This is a genomic window from Chitinophaga arvensicola (assembly GCF_900110835.1).
Taxonomy (GTDB): domain Bacteria; phylum Bacteroidota; class Bacteroidia; order Chitinophagales; family Chitinophagaceae; genus Chitinophaga; species Chitinophaga arvensicola.
This window is the reverse complement of record NZ_FOJG01000002.1, coordinates 2,142,885-2,162,554: the sequence shown is the minus strand read 5'-3', so window position 1 is coordinate 2,162,554 and position 19,670 is coordinate 2,142,885. Positions and strand designations below refer to the sequence as shown.

The window sequence follows — 19,670 nt, the reverse complement described above, 5'->3', positions numbered from 1 at the left end:
CATGAACCGCAAGATTATCTGTTTACTCGCATTACTGCTTGCACTGGGTCAGAATGGCTGTAAGAAATTCCTGGATGTGAAACCATTGGATAAGCTGTCAGGAAACGCCTTTTTGCAGGATAAGAAAGATATTGAAAGTAATCTCTGGGATACCTACGGCCTGCTGCGCGATAAGCTGGGTTCCTGTCCCTTTCTGCCAAACGCCGGTGATATCAGATCCGGTATGATGGCAGAATCACCGGAAGAAGCCGGCCGTAACTATGTACACTTTGTTTCACAGAACGACCTGGCCACTTTCATTGCATTGAGAGGAAACGACGGTTTGTATCACTGGGGCGAACTTACCCGCTGGCAGGGCTTCTATAAAGTGATCCAGGCATCCAATAATCTGTTCTACGAAGTAGGCAGAAGAGACTTTAAAGATGTTTCTGAAACGGAGAGAAAACGTTACCGTGCAGAAGCGGTGTTTCTTCGCTGTATTGCCTATTGGATCATGATCCGGGTATGGGGAGATGTGCCTTACTACACTGATCCTTATCACAGCGATCCTTTGCCCAGGGAAAAAATGACGATTGTAGCCAAAGGCTGCCTGGACGATCTCGCCAAAGTAAAAGACGATCTTCCCTGGCAGTACAGCGATCCGGCCTATGTGGGCGTACGTGCCACCAAAGGCGCGCTGCTCACGCTCATGATGGAACTGGATATGTGGAACGCCGGCTTCGATAAGGCCAATGCCAGGAGCTACTACCAACAGGCTGCCGATATGGGTACAGAGCTGGTAAGCAGCAAACAGTACGACCTGCTCCTGCTGAGCGATTACCGCAAACTGTTCCAGGGCCGTACCAAAGAAAGCCTGTTTGAAATAGCACAGAATGCGAACTACAATGAAATTATTATGTACAATACTTTCTCCGATCTGGTATTGCATTATCCCTATAAAAGACCGGTAGCTACGCATCAGCACAGCTACTCCTATTACCGGGCCGATTTCCTGCGCAGACTGTTTCCTACAGGACAGCCGGATGCCCGCGTGCAATACTGGTTTGATGAAAATATGTTTGCAGATAACGGCGACTTCCAATACCTGAAATTCGTGAACGTATATGCGATCAATGATAAAGAAGATTATAACCCCGATGGTAATGTGATCCTCTTCCGTTATGCTGATGGAATTCTATTGCTGGCAGAGGCGCTGGCAGAATTGAACCGTGATAAGGAAGCCATGGACAACCTGAATCTTATCCGTAACCGTGCGCTGGCAAATCCGTACAACGGACCAGGTGGTCAGCCACTGAAAGATGAGATTTTTGCAGAAAGAGCCAGGGAGCTGATGGGAGAAGGACACTATTACTTTGACCTGGTAAGAACAGGCCGCATCTTCAACTCACAGTGGTGTTATTATCCACTCACCCAGCTGCAGTTTAATATGGGCGGATGGACCTGGCCGCTGGACCCCGTTGTACAGAATCAGAATCCGTTGATCCAATTAAATACTTACTGGACTAATTAAAATTACCGGTTATGAACTTACTCAGAAAATATACGCTTCCCGGACTGTTACTGCTGATGATCGTAGTAACAGGACTCTCTTCCTGTAAGAAAGATTATTATCTCGACTCCGGTCTGGCTAATCCATATTTCGATGGAACAGTGGTGGACTACTTCAATGCGAAGCCATTTTATTTTGACTCCGTAGCAACCATCGTAAAGCTTGCCGGAATGGAGAATGAATTTACCAAAGATACCATCACCTTCTTTTCGCCTACTGACTACAGTATCCAGAACCTGGTGGTGGAAACCAATAAACTGCTTTACGGACAGGGATTTGATACCATCCGCACGTTACAGGATGTACCACCTGAAATATGGCGCAAATACCTGACCCTTTACCTGTTTCATGGTACTAACCAACTGAAGGATTATCCGCAGATCGATTATAACCTGCGCATCAATTTTCCCGGACAAACCTATTACTCCTGGGATAACCAACCGATGAACATCGGTGTAGTGTATAACAGCGATAATGGTGTGAAGTACGTAGGATACCGGCAGCTCAGCATTGCCTATATCCCGGATGTAGCAAGGCCCACTGAGAACTGGAACATCGCATTTGTGGCATCCTGCAACATCCTGACTAAAAATGGCGTGGTGCATGTGCTCAGTGCCGATCACAGCATATTCGGGTTCAACCAATACCGGTTTGCCGACGATGTGCGGGTGGCCTTTGCCAACTCCGGTAAATAAAACTATATATCAACCGCATAAATATTTGCAGATGAGATGCATTTCCAGATTTTACAACGCAATTCTTTTATCAGGTATCTGTATGGTGCTGCTGGGCAGTTGTAAAAACAATCAAGATAAAGTATATGACGATCCCTATGCCGGTGGTAAACCGCCATTGGGTGTGAGAATGAGTACCGATTTCCCCAGCCCCCGTCTTGGTGATCCCGGTACAGTGGTTACTTATAAAGCCACTGGCCTGGTACCCTATAAGTCGAAGTTGAAATTTTTTATCAACGGAGAAGTGGCAGAAGTCGTAGCGGTAGACAGCGTGAGCATCCAGGTGAAAGTGCCGGAAAATGCCAGCACCGGGATCGGCTATGTAACGGTAGACGACAAAATTGTATTCGGACCGGTATTCCGCGTTAACGGAAAACTGACCCAGGATAATACCTTTAAAGCACTGGTTGGTTCGAATGGTAACATCAGCCAGGTGATGCCCCTCCCGGATGGCAGAATGATCCTGATCGGTGGTTTCAATAACTACGAGAACAAAGGATCTGTAAAACCACTGAACAGAATTGTACTGGTATCGAAAGATGGAGAACTGGACCGTTCCCTCCAGGTAGGAGACGCATTGCCAACCGGTTACCTGAATAACATCAGCACTTTGCCCAATGGAAAAATGGTGATAAGCGGAAGCTTCTCTACCTATGATATCCACCGGGGAGAAGTTAGCAATATTACCGTACTGAATTCCAATGGTACCATTGATAGTATGGTGGTAAGAACTTTCCTCGACCAGGACACGGTACCCGCTTTTAATGGTGGGGTAGATGGCAGCATCCAGCGCGCATTTGTGCATGGCAGTACCATCACTGCTGCCGGCAACTTCAACTTCTACCTGCAACGGGTATACGGAAAATCAGACTACCGTCGCAAACGGGATTCCCTGGTAACCGACTCTGTCAGGATCAAAAGTGTGGTACGCTTTTTTGCTGATGGCTCGCTGGATTCGTCTTTCAACTATAACTTCCTCCTGCACCGCAGCAATGACGGCCCCAACGGCCCTGTCAACGATGCCTTTATGCAGGAAGATGGTAAACTGATCCTGGTTGGCCGTTTCACCCGCTATAACAACGAGTCCGTAAACTACATCGTACGCCTGAATACAGACGGCTCTATTGACCGTACTTTCAAAGTGGGAATAGGCGCAGATAATTATATTTCATCGCTTACCTATAATGAAGCAAAACGCAAATTTACACTGTCGGGAGGCTTTACCAGTTTTGATGGCAAAGTACAGAACGGCCTGGCCATTCTGAATGAGGACGGCTCTCTTGACCCGGTATTCAAAGGCGCTACCAAAAATAACGATGATACCTATTACTATGCCAAACAGTTATCCAACGGAATGGTGCTGGTAAGCGGGTACTTTAAAAACTATGGCGGCGTACACCGTGGTCAGCTGATGCTGCTCGATGGCACCGGTGCCCTGGCAAAAGGATACAACACCACCGGCGATATGGATGGTATCGTAACAGGCGTGTACGAAACCAAAAACTTTGCGGGTCAGCTGCAATTGCTGATCACCGGTAGTTTCGGCAAGTTCGATGAGCAACCTCTGGGTAATATCAGCCGGCTTTTAGTTAAATGATCGTTACATTCTAATTCATTGAAACATGCAGATAAATAATATAATGCGGGTAAAAGGAATGATGTGGGTATTGCTCGGAGGACTGGCCACCTGGACCGCCTGCAACAAAGGATTTGACCGCACCCTTACTCCCGGGGATTATACCGACACCACCCGTGCCATCGTGAAGAATCCCAAAGTATTGTTCGTGATCATGGACGGGGCCAGAGGAGTATCCGTCAGGGATGCAAATACCCCCAATATTTCGGCGCTCACCGATCATGCGGTATTCAGCTGGAATTCCATTACAGACACCGATATCGGAGATCTCACCGGCTGGGCAGACCTGCTCACCGGCGTGCATAAAGCCAAACACAGCATCGAAAATAATTCGATGGATAACAATAACCTGAACAACTTCCCCGTATTTTTTAAACGCATCAAGGAAAGAGCGCCCGGTATCCGTGTGGCCGCCTTCAGTTCTTCTGATGCTTTGGGGAATAACCTCACCGCCGGTGCAGACGTGAACAAAACGTTTGCCGACAACGATGAAGCGGCTACTACTGCTGCCGTAACCGAACTGGCGCAGGACAGCGCCGGCCTCGTGATGGTGCAGTACAACGGCGTGGATGCCAGCGGTGCACAGTATGGCTATGACCTCAGCGTACCGCAATACCGCGCTGCTATCTTCCAGACAGATGATTACATCGGTAAACTGCTTACCGCACTGAAAGCCCGTAAAAGCTACGCATCGGAAAACTGGATGATAGTGGTTACCTCCTCCCATGGCGGCGCCTGGACGATTCCTCCTACGGAAGACGACCACACCATTCTCAGCAATCCGAAAATAAACGGGTTCACCATATTCTCCACACCCGTGTACCTGCCTTCTTTTATAGATAAACCGTATACCGGTAACCGTTATATGGGCAAGGGGGTTCATCTCTATGGAAAAGATGCATCCGCTGTATTTGCTTCCATCAACGATGTAAACCGCAACTATGATATCCGCGATGGAGGCGGACTGACCATCGAAATGAAGATTAAAGTACAACCCGGCGCTAACGGCGACTATACTTATGCCAACACGGCGGTACTCTCCAAAAGAGCCACCCTCGACGACGGCGATCCAGGTTGGGCTGTAGTACTGAACCAGAAAGGCTGGCGACTGAATATTGGTCAGAATGCACCCGGCAGAACCGCTAACATGATCGTGGATGGTGCAGACATCAGCGATGGTAACTGGCATGATATCGCCGCCAGCTTTGTGTATGATACCTCCGCTAAAACTATGCACGTCAGAACTTTTACCGATGGCAAATTCAATAAAGACCTCGATATCACCGGCTCCGGTAACCTGAACAATACCGCACCATTGCTGCTTGGCTACCTGCCTTATGCAGGCAGTTACCCCGCACCGGATGTATATGTTACTGAGCTGAAGGTATGGACCAGCGCAGCCACCGATCAGAATATCGCTGATTATGCCTGCGAAACCAGCATGTCGGCCAGTCACCCTTTAAAGAAAGCCATCGCCGGTTACTGGACAGGTACAGATGGTCAGGGCGCTGTGCTGAAAGATAAAAGCGATAACCTCAGCGACTTCTCCCTCAAAGGTCCATACGGATGGTTCAACTTCAACGACCTGATCTGTCCTGCTTCTCCGGATAACATTGCCGGATTGATGCCACAACCGGTAGATGTAAGCCGGCAGATCCTCGACTGGCTCCAGGTATCTGCAGATCTTCGCTGGAACCTCGACGGAAGAGTATGGACCACCAGGTATGTAAGTATGAATAACAATTAACGCTTTACCCGATGATAAACAACATAAAGTACCCCCTCTGGATGCTGCTGAGCTACCTCGCAGTCACCACGGTGTCCTGCAAAAAACCGGACATCAAAGGAGAAGATATCACCGTGAAACAGGTTGGTGTTGCCTTTAAAAGCGACGGCGGACAGTTAAAGATCCCGTTAGGCGATAGCAGCTATACCAAAACCACTACCACGGTAGATATCCCGCTGAAGATCCTGTTATCGGATGCAGCACCGGCCAGGTTTGATATAGGCATTACCGTAAACCCGGATACCGTTGCCGGTATGATCGCCAGCAACGCAATTCCTGATGGCGTATTGCTGGCCCAGGAAGACTATTCACTGCCTAACCTGGTAAATGTGCCTTTTGGTCAGCAGGAAGCGGCTTTCACGCTGAAAGTAAACCTGGCCACCTTCGAAAAATACTATGGCCAGACACTGGCGGTAGCGGTAGAACTGACCAATCCTACCAAAAACAACCAGCTGGATCCGGCTAAGAAAATTGTAGTGGTACAGATCAATACCACCAGTATTGTACCGATTGATCAGATCCACTATGTATACTATCCGGATGCCGGCAAATCCATCCAGGTGCCTGCGCTGCGTACTAAAAATTATACGCTGGGCAATGGTACTATCCAGGTGCCGTTAGCGGTAAGCTACACCAGCTCCGCCGGTAAATCTTTTTACCTGCGCGTAAAACCAAACCAGGATACCATCGCCAAACTGCTGGCAGAAAATGCTTTGCCCGGAGTAGCCGCACTCACCGCTGCCGACCTGGTACTGCCGGATTCTATCGCTTTCAAGGATTTCAATAATTCACTGAACTTCCCTGTTACCGTGAAACTGGCAGCCTTTGCTGCACATGCCGGTAAAAAACTGGCGCTGGCACTGGACCTCTACGATCCGTCCGTTTATAAAATAGATACCACCAGGAACACACTGATTGTTATCCTGGATCCGGAAGGACTAAAATACAATCCATATTCAGGTACGCCATTGCAATTACCCGCAGCTATAGGCGCCACTGCCATGATCAAGGCGGCCGACTTTGACCTCGGCGGAGAAGGATGGGGCTATCATGATAATGACGAAGCCAACAGAGGCGGTACCTACCGTACTTCCGAAGGCGTAGACATTGAAGGAAATGGCGCCAACATCGGCTTCACCGCACCGGGAGAGTGGCTGAAATATACCGTGGAATCACAGGTGGAAGGCGACTTTGACATTGCCATCAATATCACCACACCTGGTACTACCGGTAATGTGCATATTGAAGTGGATGGTGTAAACCAGACAGGTAGCATTCCATATACACCAACCGGTGGCTGGGATAAATACATGTATATCCACGGTACAGTGCATTTCACACCTGGTAAACACCTGGTGAAGTTTGTATGGGAGGCAGGTGATACCAACCTGAGAGATTTCATTTTCACAAGAAAAAATTAATGATAGCAGGGGGTATGCAATAAGGTATATCCCCTGCATTTTTTTTCCATGAAAAACATCATCCGCGTATGAAAACTATCTTATCATTCCCTCAGAAAAAAACCATTTTTCTGTTACTGATTGCCCTGTTACCCCTGGTCAGCATCAGCGCCCAGTCCTGGCAGCTCATTAACCCGTTGTACCCCACCAAAGATGCTTTTGTAGCGGCCTACAATGTAGCCGACTACGGCGCCTCCGGCGATAGCGTTACCGATGTAACTGCCATCTTCCAGAGCCGCCTCGACACCCTTCGTATACTCGGCGGCGGTACCCTGTTTGTTCCACGGGGAAAATACCGCATCAATGGCACCCTCATCATTCCAAAAGGAGTGACCATTCGCGGCGAATGGCAGAAACCTGTAAAAGGACAAGCCATCAAAGGCACTATACTCATGGCTTTTTCCGGTCGCGGCGATGAAAACGCCACCCCGTTTATTACCATGGAACCTTCTTCTGCTGTAATGGATCTTGCCATCTGGTACCCCGAACAATTGCCCGCGAATATTACCCCTTATCCGCCGGCTATTATGTTCGGAAAACCCAACTACTTCGGCAACGATTTCTGTAACGCGAAGAATGTAACTTTTGTAAACGCCTACAGCGGCGCCATATTCTCCCGCTTAAACGGCGGTAGCTGCCCTATCATCAACGGATTGTACGGCACCCCGCTTTCCCGTGGTATTGAAATAGATAATATCGCAGACGTAGGACATATTGAAAGTCTCGATTTCTCACCCGCTTACTGGTCTGGCTCCGGACTCGCCAATGCTCCCGCTGCCGGCAGCTCCTTTGAAGGCTGGATCTACCAGAACGGTACCGGTATCGTGATGAGAAGAAACGATTGGTCCTACACCTGCTTTGTAAATATAGAAGGATATAACAAAGGCTTTCATGCCGCGCCCTCCCTCACTACGGTAGGTTCTATCCCCAATGGTCATAACTACGGTATGACCTTCACCAATTGTAAAACGGGTATCTACCTGGAGGTAGTCAGCTCCGACGGGATTATGTTTGCCCGTTGTAATACTGTTTCCTGCGAGACAGGAGTAGCCATTGCTTCCGGTACTTCAGGCACGGCCCAGTTTCACACCTGCAGCATCGGCGGTACCCTGAATGGTATTTCTGTAGATCCTGCATCCACTACCCGCACCATGCTGGAGCAATGCACCATCACCAAAGGAAAAGTAGATGTGGGCGGTGGCACCTTCATGGCATCCGACAACGACTTCAATAACAACCAGCCCCAGATTATGCTGGGCAACAATTCAAGGGGCATTGTAACCGGTAACCGCTTTTCAAAAGGCGTGAATATCCAGAACAATTCTCTTTATACCAGCACCATCGATCATACGCCGCTCACCCTGAAAGCACTGCCTGCTTTCCCGGATGTAAGCGCTGAAACGAAGAAGCCATCAAGAGCGGTATTATATATCGCTACAAAGGCCCCTTTTAATGCGGTGGCCAATGGTACCACCGATAACACCACTGCTATACAGTCGGCCCTAAATAAGGCCTCGCAGGACGGCGGCGGTATCGTATTCCTGCCACCCGGCAAGTATAAAGTAACCGGTCACCTCACGGTGCCCTCCGGCGTGGAACTGAAAGGCTCCGCCGATCTGAGTTCTGTGCCCATGGGACCCGGCAGTATTATCGAAGTATATGCAGATAAAAATAACGCAGCAGGTACACCCTTCCTCAAACTCTCGGCCAACAGCGGCGTGAGGGGCATGACCTTCAACTACCCCGAGCAGGTGTATTCCAACCTGCCCAATGTACCGGCCTATCCTTACCTCATCCAGGTGACGGGCAGCGACGCGTATATTGTAAATGTGGGTATGCGCGCTACCTATAGCGGTATCGACCTGTTTACCTACAAATGCGATAACCATTACCTCGACTTCGTTGCCGGACACGTATTTAAAAACGGCATCCGGGTAGGTGGAAATTCTGCCGGAGGCAAAATTTATAACCTCCAGTTCAATACCATCGTATATGCTGCCGGATCAGAATCGAAGTTTGGTAGCTGGGCCAATTCACCCACCGGTGATAACTCTGGCGCTTATGATTATAACTACGCCAACCTCGACTTCCTCACACTCGGCAATTGCCAGAATGAAGTATTGTATAATGATTTTGTGTTTGGTTCCCACAGCGGTATCGTGCTGAAATCAGAAAACAGCAGCGGTCCTACAGGACTGATCCTGGGACTCGGTATCGACGGCTCCCGCAATAGTATGCGCTTTGAAGGCGCCGGCGCCGGCAATATGGATTTTATCAATTCCCAGATAGTAGCGTATGGCGACACCACTACAACTTATCTGTCTTCACAGCCGAGCTATACCGGTTCCGCTACGCTCTTCAACTCCGACTGGTGGGGTAATCCCGGCAAAGGACTGATCATGAACGGCGGTACCATCAATATGCAGCAGGCTAATTTTCATCATCCGGGACAACTCAGATGGGGCAACCTGTCCAGCGGCGCGTTGAATGTACATAACTCTGCTATCTGGTCGGTGGGCAGCCTGCTCAACGGCGGCGCAGGTCCACGTTTATCGGCCCGTTCTTCTATTATCGACAGCACCCAGCTGGTAACCAGCACGGCTGCCTTATGGAAAAATAACCTGGGTAATATCTGGGGCGTTTCCATTGTAGGCGCCATGGACCGGCAGGGATGGACCGCTACCGCATCTGCCAACAACGGCAACGCTAAAAATGCACTCGACAGCAACGCTACTACCCGCTGGGATACACAAGGCTCGCAGGTAAACGGGCAATCATTTACGGTAGATATGAAAACCGTGAATACTTTCCACGCCATCGTACTCGATGTAACCGGTAGCCCGGACGATTCCCCCGCCGGCTACAGCGCTTATACCTCCAATGATGGTATTAACTGGGGCACCGCTATCGCTACCGGGGTGGGTAATACCGGTATGACGCTGATCAGCTTTACCGATAAAACCGGCAGATATATCAAAATTGTGCAAACCGGCGCCAAAGGGAACTACTGGTCTATTCACGAGTTCTATGTATTCGGTAAAGTGGATGTAGCCAGTGTGAGCGTAACACCGGTATCGGCCCGCTTCAAAGTGGATTCCACCTTGCAGCTCACTGCCAGTATTCTCCCGGTAAATGCCACCAATAAAGCAAAAGTATGGGCCTCCAGCAATACGGCGGTTGCTACGGTAGACAGCACCGGTAAAGTGAAAGGAAAAAGTGCAGGCGTGGCCGTTATCACTGTAACAACACTGGATGGTAACAAAACGGCTATCTCTACCGATACTGTTTATTCCACCGCCTTCATCAAGGCGCCGATAGATCCTGCGGCAGCTCAGTTCAGGATCAAGGCACAGCCACATCTGGATCAGATCTCCATCGCGTGGTCGTCGCCCGATAAATGGAAGTGGGTAAGATTTGAAGTACAGCGTTCGGCAGACGGGGCACAGTTTTCTCCGGTAGCTACCGTAACGGCAGATCCGGAAAAAGCGTTCTATACCGCGCTGGATGCCCGTCAGGCCAACGATGAGGCTTACTACCGCCTGCAGGCAATAAGCGCTAATAACCAGGTGGCCTACAGTAATGTGGTGAAAGTAAATCCTTCCGGAACAGAAGGCGGACTTTTCGTATACCCGAACCCGGTAACCGGTTCCCGTTTGTCGCTCCAGTTCAGGGAAGGCGCTACCGGTCGCTACCAGCTACGGTTGATGAACTACATGAACCAGGCAGTTTACCAGACTACCGTGAATGTAACGGATAAGCATACACCGGTTACCATTCAATGGAACAATAAAATATTGCCAGGATATTATTTACTGGAAGCGGTACACAGCAACGGACAACGGTTCGTAAAAGCAGTGGTGATACCATAAGAAGTTAATTGTTTATTATTCGATCTGATATGACGGCCGGCCTTTTAAGGCCGGCTTATTTTTTTGTAACCATTTCCCTAACTTTCCGGTAAATTAAGGGAGATGGCTACTTCATTATTAGATCAGAACACCGATCCCCTGCTCAAAGCTTTTATAGCAGGTAAATCCGCACAAACGCTGGAGTTGTTGCGGCATTTTATTGCAGCATATGTGAAGCTGGACAAGAAAGTATACCTGTATCCCACTAAATCAATGATAGGTATTGGCAGCGGAGAACGGCGTGTAGCCTGGGTAACACAGCTGGGGAAGAATTTTGTGCATATCGTGTTCCCCTTTCAAAAGCCCTATGAAGAAAACCTCTGTTTCCAGAAAATTGCGCAGGTACCGGGCGATCGTCAACAGTTTAATCATCATTTCCGGATGTTGTTACCGGAAGATATCAATGAAGAGGTGCAGCAATTCATGCGCCTGTCGCTGCACCCCTGATCAATTGCCTATTCGGATTTCAATGCTTTTACCGGGTTGGCCAGCGCGGCTTTCACCGACTGTACCCCAACGGTCAGCAATGCCACGCATAAGGTAACCATACCCGCAATGGCAAACATCCACCAGTGGATCTGAATGCGGTACGCATACTCCTGCAACCAGCTGTTCATCACATACCAGGTCAACGGGGTAGCGATTACAGCTGCGATCAGTACCAGTTTTATAAAATCTCCCGATAACAACGTTACAATATGTGATACAGAGGCGCCCAGCGCTTTCCGGATACTGATTTCTTTCCGGCGCTTATTGATGTTATAGGCGGTTAACCCGAGGATGCCCAGGCAGGTAATAAACAACGTAAAACCGGAGAAGATCTGGACAATCCTGCCAAACTGCTGATCTGCTTTGTACTGCTGATCAAAGAGCTGATCAAAGAAGCGATATTCAAACGGATAGCCCGGGTATTGCTGCTGCCAGTAGTTGCCAATGCTGGCCAGTGTTTTATCCATGTCCGAAGTATTCAGCCGGATGCTGAAATATTTGCCCCTGTCCGGGAAATAGAAATGGATCATCGGCAGCAGTGCGCCTTTCAGGGATTGCTGGTGATAGTCTTCCACTACGCCTTTAATGGTAGTATATCCAAGATTGCTTAAAGAAAGCGACAGCTTTTTCCCAATCGCGTCTTCCGGGCTCTTGAAACCCAGCATACGGCAGGCTTCCCGGTTCATAATAAGCTGATCGTTATTGGAGCCGTCTGCACGGAAGTTTTCACCTGCGGCCATTTTAATATCCATCAGCGGCAGGAAATTGGCATCGATGCCATAGAAGTAATAGGTATATTCCAAACCCTGATCAGAGCCATACTGACTGATTCCTGTGGATGTATTCACTTCGTGGATGCTCACACCGGGTAGCGCGCCACTGTTACTCACGCGTTCTACCTGCGGCAGCTGTTTTACCAGGTTCATGAAAACCTGGCTTTGCGCCCGGCGAATGGAATCAATACCGTCGCCATTACCGGCAGGAATAGGCAGTATCAATACCTGTTTGGTATTGATACCAAGGTCCTGGTGACGCATATACGATAACTGCCGGAATATGATCAGGGAGGCAGACAGCACCACCAGTGCCGCTACAAACTGCCCGGATACCAGTATGCTGCGTAATACGGTACCGCCTTGCGACGCCGTGAAAGACCGACGGGTAACACTCACCGGCTTCACGCCCGATAATACCAGCGCCGGATACAGACCGGATATTATGCAGTTGAACGCAAACAAGCCCAGTACGGTATACCAGAAATACGGCAACTGGAAAATATTGGTAGGAACAGGTCGGTCGATCAGCTTTACATAAGCCGGCATCAGCACTGCAATCAGCAGCAATGCCAGCGATAGCGCAATGATATTCAGCAGTAACGTTTCCGTCATGAATTGTTTGATCAGTGATAAACGGGAAGAGCCCAATGCTTTCCGCATCCCGGTTTCTTTGGTACGGTCAGATGCCCTAGCAGTGGTCAGGTTGATGTAATTCACTGCGCCTATCAGTAATACCAGTACGGCAATGACCATCATGAACTGCACCGTTTTGGAATCGCCGTTTTCTTCCGGTTCAAACGATTTATGCGAATGCAGATGAATATCTTTGATGGGCTCCGCAGTATAAAGGGCGTTCTTGATATGCGCTTTGGCAAAGTCTTTCAGCTTGCGGTTGAAAGCTGCCAGGTTCGCATTCGGCGCCAGTTGTACATACGTATAGTTATTGTTGCCGTGGAAGGAAGTCAGGTCTACATTCCTGCGTGTAACGGTGAGCAGGGACAGCAACAATTCCACTTTCAGGTGCGTGTTGGGTGGCACATCTTTGATCACCCCGCTGATGGTAAACAGCTCGTTTCCATCCAGGAAGGTTTTACCCAGCGCCGGTTCATTGCCAAACAGCCGTTTGGCCAGTGAGGCTGTTAACACCGCCTGGTTAGGCGCTGTAAAAATGCCTTCCGGCGAGCCTTCTATAAAGTCGTAGTTAAATACTTTGAACATGGAAGGATCTACCGCATATGCATGGTTGATCTTAAATATTTTGTTATCCGATTTAATATCACGGATTTCGTCCATGTTTTCTACCCGGACATAATCCACTACTTCCGGCATCTCTTTTTTTAGCAGGGGCGCCATCGGGGGATGTGTTTCACAATCGGTGAACACATATTCCGCACCCTTATACAGGTCCAGCGTAATACGGTAAATGTTGTCCGCCCTTTTATAAAAGTTTTCGTAGCTGTTTTCAAACCGCACGTAGTGAATGATAAACAGGAACGCGGCGGTGGCCATTGCCAACCCCACAATATTGATGGAGGCATAAAATTTGTCTTTCCGGAGATTTCTCGCCGCCAGTTTAAGATAATTGCTGAACATACTGCTGCATTTAAAGCCTTGTCCGGTATACAAGAACATTGCCATTTCCCGGAATCCCTTGCCAGACCTGATACGCACATGGCGGCCTTTGGAAAATTGTCCGGAAACGGACATGCGGATGTCCGGAATTGCTGACCCCCGGTTTACTCCCGGAGACAACGGTAGCAACGTAATTTAAGGTAAAGGCCGGATATCTATTTAACGGAATGGTGTTATATTTAGGGAGTAACCTGTTTAAAACTCCGCGTATGAATCACCTCCGGCCTGCTTCGAAGAATATGATAGAATCCATCCTGGTGCTCTTGCTGCTGCTGGCATTACTGCTGGCACTCTATAGTGTGCTGCGGCTGTTTTTTGGCGTGCTTACTTTTGCGCTTATCTTTTCAGTATCCTTTCACCCGCTGTTTGAAAGGGTGGTGCTTTGGGCAAAAGGGCGGCGCAAACTGGTGGCTACCGTTTATGCCATTCTGCTGGTGGCGATTATTGCTTTGCCGGTGACTTATATTATTGCAGCCCTCAGCGGGCATGTACGTGAAGCCATACAATGGATCGCCAATGTAAAGGAAAACGGCTTGCCGGCGCTGCCCGACTGGCTGGTAAAGATGCCTTATGTAGGGCCTGATATTACCGAGTTCTGGCAGCACATGCAGGAAAGTCCCCGCGAAACCTTATCCACCAATGTACACGAACAACAGGTAAGAATGATATTACATCATGTGATCAGCAGTGGCGCCGGTATCCTGGGGGCGGCCGGACAGCTGGTGATCGGCATTATCATTTCCGCTTTTTTCCTGGTAGGAGGAGAGAAGGCCGTGCGGCCTATCCGTGCTACCGCGCAGCACCTGCTGGGCAGGAAAGATGGGGCTGATCTGCTGATAGCCACCACCATGGCTGTAAAGGGCGTGTCGATCGGTGTAATGGGAACGGCTTTTATCACGGGAATTGTTTCCTTTATCGGGTTGAAGATCGCCGGAATTCCTTTTGCACTGGGCCTGGCTGCCATCATCTTTTTCCTGGTAGTGATCCAGATCGGACCGCTGGTCGTATGGGTACCGCTTACCATCTGGATGGCCACACAGGGACATCCCGGTATGACGGTCTTCCTCGCCATTTATGGCGCCGGCATCCAGGTGGGAGAAGCCATCCTGAAACCGCTGCTGATTGCCAGAAGCGGGAAGCTGCCTTTCCTGGTGCTGTTCATCGGTGTTATTGGCGGCATGGCTGCCTGGGGATTCACCGGCATGTTTAAGGGCGCCATCATCGTAGCCGTGTTCTATACCATTTTCAACTCCTGGCTGGATCGTAAAGATACGACCCCGGGTTCCCATGCTGCATAATAGATAGTATCTTCGCCCCGATCATCAGACAAAATATGAAAGCTGCGAGCATCAGTGAAATAAAAAAAGAATTGACTACCCTCGCGCCGGCAGAACTGTCGGCGTTATGTTTACGCCTGGCCAAATACAAGAACGATAACAAGGAATTGCTCACCTACCTGCTGTTTGAAGCCCATAATGAAGAAGGCTACGTGGCCGCCGTGAAAGAAGAAATAGACAACGGCTTCACAGAAATGGGCGGTGATAAATTATACCACGCCAAAAAGCGGCTCCGCAAAATTCTCCGCATAACCAACAAGCATATACGTTATACAGGCTCCAAAGCCGCAGAAGCAGAACTGCTGATTTATTTCTGTCAGAAGATGAAAGCGGCCGGGTTACTATCTTCCTATAGTGTTCAGCTGAATAACCTCTACGAACAACAGCTGAAGAAGATCGCCAAAGTAATTGCCACGCAACATGAGGATCTGCAATACGATTACCTGCGACAACTGAAACAGTTGTCCGGCGGGGACTGATCCGTTCCTAAAACGCTTCCGAGAAATTGATATAGAATCCCTGCCAGTGGTCTGGTCCGAAGCCCATATCAAAACGCAGGTTCGTGTTGTTCTTTGTATCTACCCGGATGCGCAGGCCTACGCCATAACTGAGGTGAAAGCCGTTGAGCGACAAATCCTTATAACTATCCGCCACCCGGCCGGTACCAACAAAGGCCGTGGCGCCAAAGATGTTCCATATGGGCGCCCGGTACTCCACCTGGGCATCTACCAAAACACGATCGCGGTAAGCGCCCATGTAATAGCCCCGCATCTTACTGTCGCCCCCCATCTGGGCCAGCTCATAAAAGGGCACATCCCCGCCGGTATAGGTAGTGGTAGCCTGTAATGCAATGACATGTTTCAACCAGGGATTGAAATATTTACGGAGGTCTACATCTACCCGCGTATACTCGTAGGCGCTGCCCAGGAAAGAAGGGTGAAACAGTACCGTGCCAATGGCATACGCGCCCTTGTGTGGATTGTAACGGTTATCGCGGCTGTCGTAGGCCGTACTAAGCCCTATGCCGGTAGAATAGCCTCCATCCAGACCCGGGTAGTTTTCCCGGATCAGGAAACTATTGCTGTCCGGCTGCACGCTAAAGTAGTCGGATACGGTAACGGCTACACCGGCGTAGAAATTCTTAAACCATTGCCGCAAAGCCGTTGCGGAGAACTGGAAACGGCTGTATTGCACTTCCTGTATACTGTCTTTCGAAATATCATTGCCGATGCCATATATAAACTCCGGTTGCTTTTTGTAATTGATATACCCCATGATCACGTACTGGTTTTCCTTTAAGATCATTTCGGTAGATACAGACGCATTGATGCGCCCATTGGTAGATACCGTGAACACTTCCGACAACTTGGAAGGTTTGCTGATGGTATCTTTCTTCGAAAAATTTAACAGGTTATACTTGGCGAGTCCGAAAATATGCCCAGCCTCCGTGGTATAGGAATACAGCGGCACGGGGATGATCTTAAACAGGGCTTCCGCCTTCTTGTTAAAGCGATCAAACTTTGAAGGGGCTTTATGGGTGGTATCTGCAATGGCGTGTGTGGTATCCGTTTGTGCCTGGCTCATGGAAAATATGCCCGATAGCAGGAGTACCAGGAGCCAGGGGCGATATGGTGAAACAGGCATGCTGTACACGTTTTACAGATTAAAAAAAGACCACCGTGATAAACCGGTGGTCTTTCTATATTCATTTAACGTGCCGTACGTTGCTTTTGTTCGGTGGTAACGGGTAACTATTCTGTGCGCAGACTTTTTACGGGGTTCACCGTGGCCGCGCGGACCGACTGAAAGCTCACCGTAACAAGGGCGATGAAGATGGCCAGCGATCCGGCTGCAGCAAACATCCACCATTGCAAAGGTACCCGGTAAGCGTAGGCCGATAGCCATTTGTTCATGGCATACCACGCAATCGGTGTGGCAATGAGTAAGGCAATCATCACCAGTTTGAGGAAATCGCCGGACAATAGCCGCACAATACCACTGGCGCTGGCGCCCAATGCTTTACGGATCCCTATTTCTTTTCTCCGTTGTTCTGCACTGAAAGAAGCCAGTCCGAATAAGCCCAGGCAGGAAATAAGGATGGCAATGAGGGTAAAGCAATTGATGATGCGGGACAAGGTCATTTCTGTTTCGTATTGCTTTTGTATCGCTTCATCCAGGAATACATATTCAAACGGAACGTTGGGCAACAGCGTTTTCCAGACGCCTTCTATTTTGCCCAGCAGTGCTTTGTAGTTTTTACTGTTACTGTTGAGAATGATGTGGGAGAAGTCGGCCACTTCCCCGTCATAGATCAGCATAAAAGGTTTTACAGCATCTTGCAGGGAGCTGTAATTAAAATCTTTCATGACGCCGGCTATTTCAAAGTTAACGGGCGTGGCTATATCTACCGAATGGGTGAATACGTGTTGTCCTTCGGCGGTTTTGGGATCCAGTCCGAGCTGCCTGGCCAGTGTTTCATTGATCAGGATGCGGTTGGAATCGTTGTCGCGGAAAGGGCGTCCGCTGGCCAGTTGTATGCCGGTAGCGCTGGTAAAGTTTTCGTCGGTCAGCATAAACTGCGCATCTACTGCATGGGCCACATCGGTCACGGGCGTACGAAGATGTACATCATTAAACACAAACCGGCTGGGGTAGTTATTCGACATACCGGCCGATTTAATTTCGGGCAGTTGCCGCAGGGAAGAGGCCAGTGCGGTCATTTTGCTTTTAGCTTCGGGGGTATCAAAACTGAGTACCAGTTGTTGATCCTTGTCGAAGCCCAGGTCGCGGTTGCGGATATAATTCAGTTGACTGTAAATAATGATAATGCCGGTGATCAGTACAATCGACAACACAAACTGGAAAACCACCAGCGAGCGGCGGATGCCTGCTGCGGAGATCTGGTTGCTGAAATTGCCCTTCATTACTTTCACACTGTTGAAGGCAGAAAGATAAAAGGCGGGGTAGCTGCCGGCGATCAGACCAGTGCCCCCGATCAGTGCTGCAATAAGTAACCATAGCCGGAAATCGGCAAAAACAGACAATTGCACTTGCGCCTGCGTCATCTGGTTCAGCCAGGGCAGTAATATCATCAGTAAGGGGATGGCAATAAATACACCTACTGCGGAAAGCAGCAGGGATTCACCGATGAACTGTTTCACGAGATCTTTCCTTTTGGCGCCCATTACTTTTCGGATGCCCACTTCTTTCGCTCTTTTGGAGGCCCTTGCCGTAGAAAGGTTCATGAAGTTGATACAGGCAATCAGCTGTATCAGGCCCCCAATCAGCAGTAAGAGGTAGAGAAAACGTTTACTGACCGTTTTACCCAGTCCAAGTGTAAAGGTATCGCTGGTATGTACGTCGGCGATGGGTTGCAGTGTCAGTACTTTTTGGGTTCCCATGGCTTTTAGCTGTGCGGCGCCATGTTGTTGCAGAAACGCCGGCAGCTTATCTTCCAGGGTGGTGGCACTGCTATGTGGTTTCAGTTTGATATAGGCGGCTACGAAGTTGTTGGTGGCCCAGGAATCGCTGTGCAGTACAAATTCACCTACGCCACCGCTGTTCATGGAAAAAAAGAGATTAGCATGCAGGTGTGATTTTCCCATGCTTTCATCCACTACGCCGGTTACTTTGAAATCATGTACGCCACCGGCATGTTCAATGCGCAGGATGTTGCCCACCGGATCAGTATGACCAAATAATTTCTCTGCGACGGGTTGCAGTAATACTACGGAATACGGCGCGGCCAGCGCATCGGCCGGCTGCCCGTTCACAAAATGATAGGTGAAGATGTCAAAAAAGGTGGAGTCCACATAGGCGGCATCTTCGGCATACAGTGATTTATCTTTAAAATGAAGCAGGTGCCGGTTTTCTGTTTGTGAAATAGCTACGCGGGTATATTGCTGCACTTCGGGGAAGTCATTTTTAATGGCTGGCGCAATAGGAGGAGAGGTAGTGGCAATATGCGCCGCATCACCGGTCGATTTTAAGGAGGTATTTACGCGGTAAATATCTCCGGCCTGCCGGTAATGCCGGTCGTAGCTGAATTGCTCCTGCACATACAACAGGATATACAGGCAACATACCGTACCGGTAGCCAGACCGAGGATATTTATAAAGCTGAAGGTTCTGTTTTTCTGCAAAAAACGGATGGCAGTCAGAAAGTAGCTTTTAATCATAAAAAATTTCAGTTGAAAAAGATCAGGTCATGTCCGTTACCAACGCAGTGCCAGAATCGTAGTTGCTAAAAATCAGCTGGTTACAAATGAGAATGTGCGGTAGTTGTCCGCTAATGTACAATGGCTGTTCATTTCTGCGCTGATTTGTTCCCTTCAACAGAAAATTTTATTTTAGATCGTGTGGA

12 protein-coding genes are annotated in these 19,670 nt (G+C 49.1%); 9 read left to right on the top strand and 3 right to left on the bottom strand.

Annotated elements, in window-relative coordinates:
* Position 1 precedes the first annotated feature (1 nt).
* The 7 genes from BMW79_RS26090 to BMW79_RS26060 all read left to right on the top strand — a co-directional run bounded on the left by BMW79_RS26090 (position 2) and on the right by BMW79_RS26060 (position 11,520).
* Positions 2-1,510: a RagB/SusD family nutrient uptake outer membrane protein gene (locus tag BMW79_RS26090; RefSeq protein ID WP_089900052.1), complete on the top strand. Its 1,509-nt coding sequence runs from the start codon at positions 2-4 to the stop codon at positions 1,508-1,510.
* Between the two features lie 11 nt (positions 1,511-1,521).
* The gene (locus BMW79_RS26085) at positions 1,522-2,244 is read left to right on the top strand and encodes a hypothetical protein (protein WP_089900049.1); all 723 of its coding nucleotides are present in this window, start codon (positions 1,522-1,524) and stop codon (positions 2,242-2,244) included.
* Between the two features lie 31 nt (positions 2,245-2,275).
* Positions 2,276-3,880 (top strand): DUF5008 domain-containing protein, encoded by a 1,605-nt coding sequence (locus BMW79_RS26080; protein ID WP_177192338.1) that lies wholly within the window; start codon positions 2,276-2,278, stop codon positions 3,878-3,880.
* Between the two features lie 25 nt (positions 3,881-3,905).
* Entirely contained in the window at positions 3,906-5,666 is a 1,761-nt protein-coding gene (locus BMW79_RS26075; protein ID WP_089900044.1) for an alkaline phosphatase family protein, read from the top strand.
* 11 nt (positions 5,667-5,677) lie between these two features.
* Positions 5,678-7,126, top strand: coding sequence for a carbohydrate-binding protein (locus BMW79_RS26070; protein ID WP_143059273.1), 1,449 nt, complete (start codon positions 5,678-5,680; stop codon positions 7,124-7,126).
* Between the two features lie 68 nt (positions 7,127-7,194).
* The gene (locus BMW79_RS26065) at positions 7,195-11,034 is read left to right on the top strand and encodes a glycosyl hydrolase family 28-related protein (protein WP_089900041.1); all 3,840 of its coding nucleotides are present in this window, start codon (positions 7,195-7,197) and stop codon (positions 11,032-11,034) included.
* A gap of 102 nt (positions 11,035-11,136) precedes the next feature.
* Positions 11,137-11,520, top strand: coding sequence for a hypothetical protein (locus BMW79_RS26060; RefSeq protein ID WP_089900038.1), 384 nt, complete (start codon positions 11,137-11,139; stop codon positions 11,518-11,520).
* Positions 11,521-11,528: 8 nt separating this feature from the next.
* On the opposite strand, the gene BMW79_RS26055 is transcribed toward BMW79_RS26060, so the two are convergent.
* Positions 11,529-13,931, bottom strand: a complete 2,403-nt coding sequence (locus BMW79_RS26055) for an ABC transporter permease (protein ID WP_177192337.1) — start codon at positions 13,929-13,931, stop codon at positions 11,529-11,531.
* A 248-nt stretch (positions 13,932-14,179) separates the two neighbouring features.
* On the opposite strand from BMW79_RS26055, the gene BMW79_RS26050 reads away from it, so the two are divergent.
* Both BMW79_RS26050 and BMW79_RS26045 read left to right on the top strand, forming a co-directional pair.
* Positions 14,180-15,268 carry an AI-2E family transporter gene (locus BMW79_RS26050; protein WP_177192336.1) on the top strand — a complete coding sequence of 363 codons (1,089 nt, stop codon included), beginning with the start codon at positions 14,180-14,182 and terminating at the stop codon, positions 15,266-15,268.
* A gap of 35 nt (positions 15,269-15,303) precedes the next feature.
* The gene (locus BMW79_RS26045; protein WP_089900029.1) at positions 15,304-15,786 is read left to right on the top strand and encodes a hypothetical protein; all 483 of its coding nucleotides are present in this window, start codon (positions 15,304-15,306) and stop codon (positions 15,784-15,786) included.
* A gap of 7 nt (positions 15,787-15,793) precedes the next feature.
* On the opposite strand, the gene BMW79_RS26040 is transcribed toward BMW79_RS26045, so the two are convergent.
* Both BMW79_RS26040 and BMW79_RS26035 read right to left on the bottom strand, forming a co-directional pair.
* Positions 15,794-16,951, bottom strand: a complete 1,158-nt coding sequence (locus BMW79_RS26040; protein WP_089900025.1) for a BamA/TamA family outer membrane protein — start codon at positions 16,949-16,951, stop codon at positions 15,794-15,796.
* A gap of 107 nt (positions 16,952-17,058) precedes the next feature.
* Positions 17,059-19,485 (bottom strand): ABC transporter permease, encoded by a 2,427-nt coding sequence (locus BMW79_RS26035; protein WP_089900022.1) that lies wholly within the window; start codon positions 19,483-19,485, stop codon positions 17,059-17,061.
* Between the last annotated feature and the right edge of the window lie 185 nt (positions 19,486-19,670).